Annotated in this window: 14 protein-coding genes; 5 read left to right on the forward strand and 9 right to left on the reverse strand. The window is 35.6% G+C overall.

All coding sequences use genetic code 11. The annotated features are described in order from the left end of the window. Nucleotides 1-153 precede the first annotated feature (153 nt). The 7 genes from F9279_RS19485 to F9279_RS19515 all read right to left on the reverse strand — a co-directional run bounded on the left by F9279_RS19485 (nucleotide 154) and on the right by F9279_RS19515 (nucleotide 7290). Nucleotides 154-399: a hypothetical protein gene (locus tag F9279_RS19485; protein ID WP_026675560.1), complete on the reverse strand. Its 246-nt coding sequence runs from the start codon at nucleotides 397-399 to the stop codon at nucleotides 154-156. Continuing rightward, nucleotides 392-814, reverse strand: coding sequence for a recombinase family protein (locus tag F9279_RS19490; protein ID WP_031536980.1), 423 nt, complete (start codon nucleotides 812-814; stop codon nucleotides 392-394). The genes F9279_RS19485 and F9279_RS19490 overlap by 8 nt, the downstream gene beginning before the upstream one ends. 55 nt (nucleotides 815-869) lie before the next feature. After that, nucleotides 870-1256, reverse strand: a complete 387-nt coding sequence (locus F9279_RS19495; protein ID WP_031536981.1) for a hypothetical protein — start codon at nucleotides 1254-1256, stop codon at nucleotides 870-872. Nucleotides 1257-2322: 1066 nt separating this feature from the next. Further along, entirely contained in the window at nucleotides 2323-3144 is an 822-nt protein-coding gene (locus F9279_RS19500; RefSeq protein ID WP_026675557.1) for a tyrosine-type recombinase/integrase, read from the reverse strand. 186 nt (nucleotides 3145-3330) lie between these two features. Further along, nucleotides 3331-3588, reverse strand: coding sequence for a hypothetical protein (locus tag F9279_RS19505; protein WP_031536982.1), 258 nt, complete (start codon nucleotides 3586-3588; stop codon nucleotides 3331-3333). 179 nt (nucleotides 3589-3767) lie between these two features. Beyond that, entirely contained in the window at nucleotides 3768-6719 is a 2952-nt protein-coding gene (locus F9279_RS19510) for a Tn3 family transposase (protein WP_031536983.1), read from the reverse strand. A 1-nt stretch (nucleotide 6720) separates the two neighbouring features. Next, on the reverse strand, nucleotides 6721-7290 hold the full coding sequence (locus tag F9279_RS19515; protein WP_031536984.1) for a recombinase family protein: 570 nt from the start codon (nucleotides 7288-7290) through the stop codon (nucleotides 6721-6723). A 248-nt stretch (nucleotides 7291-7538) separates the two neighbouring features. Between F9279_RS19515 and merR1 the strand changes: the two genes are divergently transcribed. The 5 genes from merR1 to merA are packed head-to-tail and all read left to right on the forward strand — an operon-like array spanning nucleotide 7539 to nucleotide 10531. Further along, nucleotides 7539-7937: a mercury resistance transcriptional regulator MerR1 gene (gene merR1 / locus F9279_RS19520; RefSeq protein WP_031536985.1), complete on the forward strand. Its 399-nt coding sequence runs from the start codon at nucleotides 7539-7541 to the stop codon at nucleotides 7935-7937. A gap of 13 nt (nucleotides 7938-7950) precedes the next feature. Continuing rightward, nucleotides 7951-8220 (forward strand): hypothetical protein, encoded by a 270-nt coding sequence (locus tag F9279_RS19525; protein WP_035416349.1) that lies wholly within the window; start codon nucleotides 7951-7953, stop codon nucleotides 8218-8220. Next, nucleotides 8217-8519 (forward strand): mercuric transport protein MerT, encoded by a 303-nt coding sequence (gene merT / locus F9279_RS19530; RefSeq protein WP_031536987.1) that lies wholly within the window; start codon nucleotides 8217-8219, stop codon nucleotides 8517-8519. The genes F9279_RS19525 and merT overlap by 4 nt, the downstream gene beginning before the upstream one ends. A gap of 17 nt (nucleotides 8520-8536) precedes the next feature. Beyond that, nucleotides 8537-8875 carry a mercury resistance system substrate-binding protein MerP gene (merP, locus tag F9279_RS19535; protein WP_031536988.1) on the forward strand — a complete coding sequence of 113 codons (339 nt, stop codon included), beginning with the start codon at nucleotides 8537-8539 and terminating at the stop codon, nucleotides 8873-8875. Between the two features lie 15 nt (nucleotides 8876-8890). Further along, the gene (gene merA / locus F9279_RS19540; RefSeq protein ID WP_031536989.1) at nucleotides 8891-10531 is read left to right on the forward strand and encodes a mercury(II) reductase; all 1641 of its coding nucleotides are present in this window, start codon (nucleotides 8891-8893) and stop codon (nucleotides 10529-10531) included. 399 nt (nucleotides 10532-10930) lie between these two features. On the opposite strand, the gene F9279_RS19545 is transcribed toward merA, so the two are convergent. Both F9279_RS19545 and F9279_RS19550 read right to left on the reverse strand, forming a co-directional pair. Next, nucleotides 10931-11413, reverse strand: coding sequence for a hypothetical protein (locus F9279_RS19545; RefSeq protein WP_031536990.1), 483 nt, complete (start codon nucleotides 11411-11413; stop codon nucleotides 10931-10933). 74 nt (nucleotides 11414-11487) lie between these two features. Beyond that, nucleotides 11488-11889, reverse strand: coding sequence for a hypothetical protein (locus tag F9279_RS19550; RefSeq protein WP_031536991.1), 402 nt, complete (start codon nucleotides 11887-11889; stop codon nucleotides 11488-11490). Between the last annotated feature and the right edge of the window lie 215 nt (nucleotides 11890-12104).

Below are 12104 nucleotides of genomic sequence, written 5' to 3' on the forward strand. Positions count from 1 at the left end.
TTTCCAGTAAATGGTTTAATATCTTACTGGGTTTCTTAAGTATTGTCTTTTTTAGGTATTGGTTGGCTTACAATTTCCAATTCCTTAGATTTTGGTACTTGACATATTACCGCAGGACTTTTCTTATACTTGTATGTGAAGCCATAGTTCATTCTAATGTGGAAATCGAGGAACATTCTCTAGGAACATTAAATCGACAAATTCTGAGTTAATCCTTAATGAATCCTTACTTAAAGGTTTTAATACTACATACCACATAATGCATTCTGGATTTTCTTTATCATAAATTTCAGCAAGGATATAAACTACCTCACCTTCTTTAAAGCAAACATCAGCACCCGCTATTTGAATCCCGAAACTTGAATTAATTACTCCAACATGAAATTTATCGTTATTCATATAAATAACCTCTTTCTAGTCTAGGTAGTTGAAAATCTCTATCTGCGAAATCTTTAAAAAGGTTTTCAAAATAACTTCTTTCAATATTTATTGATGAAAGTACAATCAACTCAATCCCTTTTTCCTTCAATAATTTTAAGAAATGATAAAGTTCTTCATTGTCTCTACTCAATTCATGCAAATATGAGAGTATGATATAGTCAATTTCTCCACTATCGACGTAATCGATTAGTTTACAACCACCATTACGCGTTACTAATGGAGAATATCCACTTTCTCGATCATCAAGAATCTTTTCGACTAGAATTCCTTTATTGGTGCAATAATTTACAATTGCATTACTTCGTTGCAAACCTCCATCTTCTAATGAAGCAAACCTTACATATCCTACTGCTGTTTTTAACTGTTCCAACATAAAAACTCCTCCTTTTTTAAATCTATATTTTTATTCAAAATCCATCTTGAATCTCTTAGAAAGGTATTCCATCAAATTCGTATGCTTCCTCAGGAATCTCTGGACTATTTACATAAAACATTGAGATTTTTCCAAAGTGAGGAACTTCCAATAAATCATCATATCCATCATCATAATAACTCTCTGAAAGTACTGGTAATAGAACATGGTCAATCCTTCTGTCTTCTGATACTCTTCTTTTAAAATCCTTGAAAGTTGGTCTATATGCAGCGTTGAGTAATTGATATTCAGTTAATTCTTCACTAATATCGTGATACACAGCATGTAACGAGTAGTTCTTATTATTGCAATATTCGTAAAGCGCTTTGTACATATCACTTATAACTTGCCAGTTTGATTCATTTAAATTAACCATAAAGTAACCTACTGCTATTTTTTTCACTAAAATTCCCCCTTTTCATTAAGGAGATTCCGTGGTAATATATAATTACCATAAATAGAATCACCTATATAACACCAAATAATAGTTTTGCTTAGAGTTGCCCACGCCAATGACGCAACAATAAGTAACGGTTAGTAGCAATCATGTTTTACTTTTATTAACCACCTCCTTTAAAGTGCAATTACCTTACTTTTAGGTAGTATAGCACCTTTATCAAAAGACCAAATCGGTATGTCATAAGATATCTGTGACGAATTTATTTGGGCTATCGTCTCCTATTACTGATGGTTACATACTCTTCTATAATATCGAGTCCACCTTCATATATTTCTCCCTCACTTATAATAATGTTTTCTACCGCGCTAGCAACATTATTATATAATTCAACTGTTTTATCTCATTGATCTCCCATATGTTGTAACATCTTAGTTGCCTTAATTGTTATACCTAGAAGCGTTTTTGAATTTTGATCATCAAAATTCATATAAATTGTTGGTTTTCCCATTAAAACTTCCCCCTTTTTAAATCCCTAAATTTTTCTCATATAACAAATCCCCTTGCAAAAAAATTGTTAATAGATAATTTTCTAACTTGATTTTGATTATAAAAGACCCTTGATACGCTTGTAAACCCACTTCTCTATGATTTGAATTGGCGGCAAAATCGTAGATAAATATTTAATTATATTAAAATAATATACAAGTTAGATTAAAAATGCATTATCTGCATAACCCTGCCTTTTTATCTATGAAATGATATTATTGTTCGTTCATAGATAACCTTTCACAAAATTGTCACATTTTGATATTTAATAAAAATGGTCAAACAGCAAAAATTACTGTTTGACCATTTTATGTCCTAGAAAGGGCTAGCAAAAGAAATTTGTCTAAGTTACACCTTGGAGAGGAACACATTCAGGATTTTAAAGGGGAATAATTGTCCTGATATACCTACACTTCTATATGAAATAGCATAACCCTTTATTTATGGCAAAGTATTATAGTAATTTTATTAGCCATTATAATAATTGATCTCAAATATTAATGATTAATAAAACTAGTAAAGGTCACCTAGTCCAAATTTCTTCTACTGCAATCTGTTTGTCCTCAGGAGTAGGAGCAGAATATCTAAGTATCATGTCAGCGCTTGAATGTCCACTTAAAGATTGGATTACGCTGATATCCTGTCCACTTCGAACTAATCCTGTTATAAAAGTATGTCTTAAAGCATGAACATTGAAACCCTGCTTTTCTATTAAATATTGCACTGTTCTAACACTTATTCTTTTACCTCTATTTGATAGAAATAGTGCTTCTTCATTGTCAGACCTTTCTTCAAGATATTTAACTAATGCTCTTCGTGCTTCTTTATTAAGTGGAACTGTTCTCTGTTTGTTTCCTTTTCCTTTAATTACAGTAACCTGACCTTTTCTCTCACTTACTTCGATATCTGATATATCTAAGGCAACCAATTCAGAAAGCCGTAAACCTGTATTTAACAATACTTGTAGAATAGCCATATCTCTTTTATTCTCAGTTCTATCAATTTCTCGTATCAACCTATTCAATTCTAACCTGTCTAGTGCTTTAGGGGCCTCATTTTTATAGTTAGTAGGTTTAACAACCGAAATATCTTCTATTGTATTCACTTGTTGAGACCATTTGCTATACTTCTTAATCGCATTCCAAATTTTATTTACTGTTGCTGGGCTCTTGCGTCTACTCACTAAATAATCAATGTATTGTTGAACGTCGCTTCTCGCGTAATTTGATAAATCTGCTCCAGCCCCTTCCAACCAATCACTAAATTGCTTAATTGAGTGAACATAAGTCTTAATTGTCTGTTCTGATTTTCCTCTCAGTGCTTCTTCTACAAATTGGTTAATCATATTCTCTCCTCCAGATTTTTTGGCATAAATAATTCTATGCAATATTTTTTTACTGTTATTTGCCATAATTCATTTCCTTTTTACTGTTATTTTGTTAACTAATTGCATGGAATACCTATTCTATGCAAATATTCTACGAAATTGCTATAGAAAAAATAATGTCCATATACAAACTGAAGCACAGCTTCAGTTTGTATATGCAAAAAATGAAATAACAAAACTACCAAATATCCACATTGAGCAAAAACCAATTAACATACCAAACGTGATTTCTCCAACCATCTTATTCTTTTGAAGAAGCCATTTGATAATTACACAGCCAATCAATAAAATAATCACAGAAAAGAATGACCAGCGGAAAGCAATTTCTAACCAACTGATAAATTCTCCAAATAGTTCTTTAGCTTCTAAAATATCTTGCTGAAGATCAACCCAATTTTTCATTTGTAAGCACACTCCTTTTTTGAATTATATAGTTCATCTTGTTTGTTTCTTTTCTAAAACCTTCTATAATAAGTTTTACTTGGGGTCCTACCAACAAAACGCGGAAAACATACGCTAAGAGAAATTCCGAGGTAAAAAGGCCGATTTTTCCTACGCTAAGGAATCATCGGCCTTTAATATTATTGAAGAAGAGGGCGTAGGGAATGTAGACTTGTTACTTTTCTTGCATCAAAGTTGTATTCACCAAGAAAATTAATGTGTTCCCATCCTAATGGAGAAATATGTTTAAGTAAGTCTTCTCTCAAATTCCCTTTTTCCTTCAATAGTTTTGTTGCTTCTGTAAGATAAACGGTATTCCATACACTAATGGCATTAATTAGAATGTTTAAAGCACTTGCACGTTGTAGCTGGTCTTGTATTCCTCGTTCCCGCAACTCACCTCGTTTTCCAAAGAATAAGGCTCTCGCTAACCCATTCATCGCTTCTCCTTTATTTAGTCCCCGTTGAATTCGACGGCGTAGTGTTTCGTTAGATATGTAATCCAAAATAAAAATGGTCTTTTCGATTCTCCCCATTTCTCGCAAAGTAGTTGCAAGTTTATTTTGTCTCGCATACGACCCTAATTTCCCCATCATAAGTGAACCGGACACTTTTCCTTCTCGAATAGAATGAGCTACACGTAATACGTCATCGAAATTCTCTTGAATAATTTTTGTATTAATACGACCACGGAGTATATTTTCTAATTTATGGAATTCACTTGGCGTTTGGATCGTGAATAGCTTAGAGTCAGCTAAATCACGTAGCCTTGGTGCAAAACGAAATCCTAGTAAATGACTCAATCCAAATACTGAGTCGGCGTAGCCAGCTGTATCTGTAAAATGCTCTTCAATATTTAAATCTGTCTCATGATGAAGTAATCCATCAATAACGTGGACAGCATCACGAGCATTAGTATTAATGACTTTCGTATAAAAACTTGAAAATTGATCACTGGTAAATCGATAAATGGTTGCCCCTTTTCCAGACCCATAGTGTGGATTGGCATCGGCATGTAACGATGAAACACCAACCTGTACGCGCATTCCATCAGAAGAAGAGGTACTTCCATCTCCCCAATAGGAAGCTAGTTTAAGCTTATGTTGAAAATTTACTAATGTCGCTTGTGCACGACTTATAGCATCATCAAATAAACGCCATTGTGCTGCATTAGCCATTTGATGATAAGTAACTCCTGGTGTCGCTTCTGCCATTTTAGTAAGTCCTATGTTAGTTCCCATCGCCATGAGAGCAGCCATGAGAACAACTTTTTCCTCTCCCTTTGGCGGGCGATTGGTTGAGGCATGTATCAACATTTCGTCAAATCCTGTCCAGTGTGCTACCTCCATTAAAAGATCAGTGAGCTTTATTCTTGGCAACATATTATATAAAGACAGGCTAAAAGCTCTCGCTTCTTCGGGTGTATTCTTCTCCAAACGGTCCAATCGGATCTTAGCCTTTTCGATAGTTACTCCTTCTAAAGAATCAAGATTATTTGAAACCCATGTAAGGCGTTGAGCTAGTGACTTTCTTCTTTCCTCAAGATATTCATCTGCCGATGAACGAACGGCTAGTTTAGTATCCGTAAGACGAGTTGTTGTCCAATCTTCTTTAGGAACAAGATACTCTTCAAAATCTTTATGAAGTCTACTACCGACTACGGATATGTCGCCTGAACGAATATGATTTTTCAACTCTGTTAGTGCAGCCATCTCGTAATAGTGTCGGTTAATTATTCCATCATCACCATAAACATGCTTCTTCCAACGTTTAGGAATAAAATCTACCGGGGCATCATTTGGAATTTTTCTTTTACCAGATTCATTCATTTCATTTAGCGTCTTTAAGGCTTGCAATAGTGGCTCTGTACCTTGTGTAGAACGAAATTCAAAAGACTTAAGAAAAGTAGGAGTATATTTTCTTAGATAAGAAAAACGATTTTCTAACAAATCTAGATAATCGTAATCCATCGGTCGGGCTAATTTTTGAGCTTCTTCGACGGAAGAAACAATTTTATCCCACGGCATAATCTTTTCAATAGCATTAAATGGATCAAGCCCTTCATTTCGTGCTTGGATAAGTGCTGAACCAATATCTGCAAAATGTACGACTTTTTCATTCACTGCTTTTCCATTTTCTTTTTGCATTTCTTCTTGTGTTTTACGTCCTTTTGATTGCAAGATCATCATTTGTCGATCATGAATTTCAATTGCTTGGTCAATTAAATCCTGACTATGAGTCACAAGATATGCCACGAGAATTGCATATTTCTTTTTTTCTTTAAACCTTCGAAATGAGTGTGGTTCATACCTTGCTCCAATACGAGATAATTGAAGTAAACGATTGGGATGGATATGTTCTGAATTTATTTCTAATTTTAAATCTCGAATATATTCTAAGCGCTTTATTACTTTTAAAAAGGCTTCAGGTGAAGAGTGTCCGGGAAGTTCTCTAAGCCATGCTAAGGGGGTTTTTCTATTGTCTACAAATGGATCTATAAGTTTATCTAACTTTTGTTTTTGCCATTTAGATAGAGTACAAGTTAATGATTTAAAAATTCTTTCCTCTGCTCGTTGACGAGTTTCCCAAACAAGTCTTTCTATAGTAGTCATACCAGGGAGAATAATTTTCTGATTCCGTAGTTCTTCTTGTGCTGTACGAAGAAGATACATTGAATTTCCATTTTGAAGGGCATGATTCAACAGAAACTGAGCTACCTTGCGGTAGTTCCCTAGGGAAAAATTTTGATAACCATAAACTTGACGGATTTCTTCCATATGCTCATGTTTAGTTGGCTCTCGTTGGGCATATAAAGAAAATGAATTAGGATTAACATTTATTTGTCCAGCTATGTATTGGATTATGTAATCTGGTATAGGTCCAACATCTGAAAGGGACCATCCTGGGTAGCGTAGAACACATAATTGAACAGCAAAGCCTAAACGATTATGATCTCTTCTGTGTCGTTTAATAATTTCAAGGTCATATTGTGAAAAAGTATAATAAGTTTCTAGTTCACTTTCGCTCATATCAGCTGGAATTCGTACAAATTCCGTTCTTTGATCTTCTGTTAGTAATTCTTTCCCTCTCATGCTACAACTCCTTGCTAGATATCTTTTTCTTTTCTAGATAACGATATAAGGTTGTCGCTCCAATCCCTGTTGCCGTCTTAATTTGAGATAAAGAGTAATCTTTGCTTTCGTACATTTTTATAGCAAGTTCTATTTTCTTTAAATCAACCTTCGGTCTGCCTCCGTTTCTTCCTCTAGCTCTAGCAGCCGTCAATCCATCTTTCGTTCGTTCACTAATAATATCTCGTTCTAATTCTGCTATGCTGGCCAACATTCTAAAAAAGAATCGTCCCATAGCAGTTGTCGTGTCAATCTTGTCTTGTATGGAGACAAAATGAATACCCTTTGATTCAAAATGTTCCATAAGCTCAATTAAATGTTTGGTACTACGACTGATACGGTCTAATTTATAGACAACTACCGTGTCGCCTTTACGCAAAACTTTAAGAAGCTCGTCAAGCTGCGGACGGTTTTTTCTCTTGCCTGACTCCTTTTCTTCAAAAGTCTGGTCCACTCCGTAGTGAGTCAATGCATCGAGTTGTAACGATAATGACTGATCTTGTGTACTGACACGTGCATATCCAAATTTCAACAAGAATTCCCCCTTTTTTAATGTCCTAACTATACCAAAAAGGGGTTTGTAATAGATATATTGGTATTTAGATTTTGGTCATATTTTTGGTTATGCATTTTAAGTAGTTTTTGAGGTTTTAGAGAAGTTCTCTGTTTTTAACCAAAAACGGTCGTTTTCGGCATTGGAATCATTTAATTGAAGGGAGTAATATATATATTGACTATGTACTATGGTACAGGGTTTATACTTTATATGAGGTGAGATAAATGCAATTTCGTATTGGAGAACTGGCTGAAAAGTGCGGCGTTAATAAAGAGACCATTCGATATTATGAACGTTTAGGGTTAATTCCAGAGCCTAATCGTACCGAAAAGGGATACCGAATGTATTCACAACAAACGGTCGATCGATTGAATTTCATAAAGAGGATGCAGGAACTAGGCTTTACGCTAAATGAAATTGATAAGTTGCTAGGAGTCGTTGATCGCGATGAAGCAAAGTGCCGTGATATGTATGATTTCACCGTTCTTAAGATAGAGGACATCCAGCGTAAAATTGAAGATCTCAAAAGAATTGAACAAATGCTGATGGATCTTAAAGAAAGATGTCCCGAAAACAAAGATATTTACGAATGTCCCATTATTGAAACACTGATGAAGAAATAAGAGGTGAAACAGGATGAAAAACACAATAAAAAGTTCAGGTTGGTTTCTTGTCGCACTAATCACATGTCCGTGCCATTTGTTTTTACTGCTTCCGTTGTTTGCGGGAACGGCACTGGGCTCATACTTCACGGAATTTAAAGATGTTATTTTCATCGTGATGGGTCTGTTATTTGTTTTCACCCTTTTCAAAGGATGGAGAAAACTGAACCCAGAAATTAAAAATGAAACAACGAAAGAAACAACAACGCATGATTGTTGCAGTATGAAGAGGTTTAAATCATGAAGGAAAAAGTGTCACAGTTAGCCACTATATTTTCAGCTTTTGGTATGGCTGCATGCTGCTTGGGTCCACTGATTTTTATTCCTCTTGGATTAACTGGATTTGCAGGAGCAATCGCCTTCTACTCATTGAAGTATCGGTTATTGTTCAGCATCGTTACCATCATCCTTCTTGCATACTCCTTTTACATGGTTTACGGGAGAAAAGGCAAAAGGAAGAGTTCTATCATCGGCTTATGGATCACGACGTTTTTCGTTTTCTGCATGTTTCTTTTTTTATTTCTAGTTGAAGGTGGACTATAAAAAATGAGGTGCTTTATATGAGCGTAAAAATAATTAGGATTATGATGCTATTATCCCTTCTGTTAGTGGTTAGTGCGTGTAGCAACGAAAAAGAAGCACAAAATACTATAGATGCTAAGAAGGAAGTAAAAGCTACCATTGAAACAACTAAAACAGGGACATTCACGGTTTTGGGGATGGATTGTTGTCCGCCGTCTGTTGTAGAAAGCGTCCTGGAAGAGATAGATGGCGTTAGCAAAACAGCCATTAAAGTCAGTGGAAGCAAGGGCGAAGTAACGGTTTCCTTTAATGATAAGAAAACGGATTTACAGGCAATTAAGACGGCAGTTTCGGATTTCGGGCTTGGAGTCGAATAAAAGGAGGGAGTTAACATGAAAAAATATCGAGTGAACGTTCAAGGAATGACTTGTACGGGTTGTGAAGAGCATGTAGCTGTTGCTCTTGAAAACATGGGTGCAAGAGGGATTGAAGTAGATTTTCGCCGTGGCGAAGCTGTATTTGAGCTACCAAATGGCTTAGAGGTTGAAACAGCGAAAAAAGCGATTGCTGAAGCGAAATATCAACCAGGCGAAGCAGAAGAAGTACAATCGCAAGAAATGATGCAGTTAGGTGATGAAGGTGATTATGACTACATCATCATCGGTTCTGGTGGGGCTGCCTTTTCATCTGCCATCGAAGCCGTGAAATACGGAGCAAAAGTGGCAATCATTGAACGTGGTACGGTTGGTGGAACATGCGTGAACATCGGCTGTGTTCCTTCAAAGACTTTGCTTCGGGCTGGCGAAATCAATCATCTGGCAAAAAATAATCCATTCATCGGATTGCACACGTCAGCTGGTGACGTTGATTTGGCACCATTGATCAAGCAGAAAAATGAACTGGTGACGGATCTTCGAAACTCAAAATATGTGGATTTGATTGATGACTACGGCTTTGAATTAATCAAAGGCGAAGCGAAATTCGTAGATGAAAAAACCGTTGAAGTCAATAGCATTCAGTTGTCAGCCAAACGATTCTTAATCGCGACAGGTGCTTCACCAGCAGTGCCAAACATTCCTGGACTGGATGAAGTCGATTATTTAACAAGCACAACTCTGCTTGAATTAAAGAAGGTTCCTAAGCGTCTTACGGTCATCGGTTCTGGCTATATCGGGATGGAATTGGGACAACTCTTCCATAATCTAGGCTCAGAAGTCACATTGATGCAAAGAAGCCCGCGTTTGTTAAAGGAATACGATCCTGAGGTTTCAGAAGCAATCACGCAAGCCTTGACAGAACAAGGGGTCAACTTAGTGACGGGAGCATCTTTTGAACGAATCGAACAAGATGGAGACATTAAAAAGGTCCATGTTGAGGTAAATGGCAAGAAGCGAATCATTGAGGCAGATCAATTACTGGTTGCCACAGGAAGAACACCAAACACGGCAACCTTGAATTTACAGGATGCAGGCGTTGAAGTAGGCCCCCGTGGTGAAATCGTAATCGATGAGTATTCAAAAACAACGAATTCACGCATCTATGCAGCAGGAGATGTCACGCTTGGTCCTCAATTTGTATATGTAGCAGCTTATCAAGGTGGAGTTGCGGCAGGAAATGCTATCGGTGGACTGAACAAAAAGCTGAATTTAGAAGTGGTTCCGGGGGTTACATTTACAGCTCCAGCAATTGCAACGGTTGGTTTAACGGAGCAACAGGCGAAAGAGAAAGGATATGAAGTGAAAACATCCGTTTTGCCGTTAGATGCCGTTCCAAGAGCACTGGTTAATCGGGAAACAACAGGTGTGTTTAAACTGGTCGCGGACGCGAAAACGTTAAAAATATTAGGGGCTCATGTGGTTGCAGAAAACGCAGGAGACGTGATTTATGCAGCGACATTAGCTGTCAAATTCGGTTTAACCGTAGAGGATCTTCGCGAAACCCTTGCACCATATTTGACAATGGCAGAAGGACTGAAGCTGGCTGCTCTAACGTTTGACAAAGATGTATCCAAACTATCTTGTTGTGCAGGATAACTATCTTTTAATATCAAGCCGATGATTCCTTAGCGTAGGAAAAATCGGCTTTTTTCATGTCGAAATTTGCTTAGCGTATGTTTTCCGCGTTTTGTTGGTAGGACCCCTACTTTAGTTATTTATTTTTTTCGTCTCGTTCAATTAATTATTTGTTGTTATTTCTTCATTTCCCCCAAAATCGGTCAGTTGATTTTTTTTATCTGCAAAATGATTAAATGTTAAGCGATTTCTTGCACGACCTATTTTTTTCATTTTTTTCCTTATCAATATCGCTCATTTTTACTCTGTAGCATTTTTTTCGGTTGAATTTTTTTTTCACCATTAGCAAAGCAATAAGGGACATATTATAAATAAAAAAGTATGTCTACTTCCAACAATACTGTTAGGAGACATACTTTTTTAAACTTTAAACCACATACGCTTATGACCATTTTCATCAATAAACACTTTATTATATTTCTGTTCTCTTTCTTTTAGCAATTTTTTTATGTCAAGCATTGGCAAACACCAAGTATATACTCCACTAAGACAAACAAAGAATGTCACAATACCATAAGCCAGAATACCTGATAATAAATAAACGATTATGCCAAAGATTAATACAATTATACTAAATATAACAATCGATAATGTATCCCAAAATCTTTCCTTTTTCTCACTAGGATTTTCGGCACTTCCAAAAATAATTACAGAATAAAATATGTGATAAAATATTCCACTGCTTACAAATGCTAATATGAATAAGGAATAATAGAAAACTATATCAATTTTTAATGTGAAATGATTAATAGGATACAACATGACAGAACTAATTCCACCAATTAGCAGCGTCCAGAATATAAGAAATGCCAAATATCTTATTCTCGAATTAATCTCTTTCAATTTTAGGTCACCCCCAATTACTAATTACATACATTATAGCGCGTCTTAAAGATAATATCAGGGCCAACTATAAACTAACCTATCAAAAAATTGAATAAATAATCTCTTTCTTCTTTCGAACACATAAAAACAAAAATATCATTAATAGATCGAATAAAAGTAAACTGATAAAAACCTGTTTTATCGTTTCTAGCAAGTGAAAATGTACAATCTTGTAACAGTAACCTCTTCGCCTCTTTTAAATCATAATTATAGAAACCATTCAAAATGTTTGTATATTCTATATCTGATAGGAGATAAACATTCGGCTCTTCGCCTAGGCTTCTTCGCTCCTCTATAAGTACTCCTTCCAACTCCTCATCCCTATCGTTATATATGTAACCCTTTACTTTCAAACCGTATCTTGCATGAAATAAGTTTAACTCCACTAACTTCTCAACAACTATATTTCTTCTAATTTCTACTTTTTGATTCATCAAAATCCTCCCCTTTCATTTTTAAATTGATTGTTAAAAACTGACCAGACCTTAACGGAATTTTCATATACCTTTCTATTAGACATAACTTATAACAACCCTTGTTTAAAAATAAAAAAACAGCAGGGACTAGTCCCTACTGACATGGATGTAACTTTCGCGCTAACTTGATTAATTTGTATCGAACATCTGGCTCTAGTATATACTCTTCCAAA

The organism is Bacillus sp. B1-b2, from assembly GCF_009183415.1.
Lineage (GTDB): Bacteria > Bacillota > Bacilli > Bacillales > Cytobacillaceae > Niallia.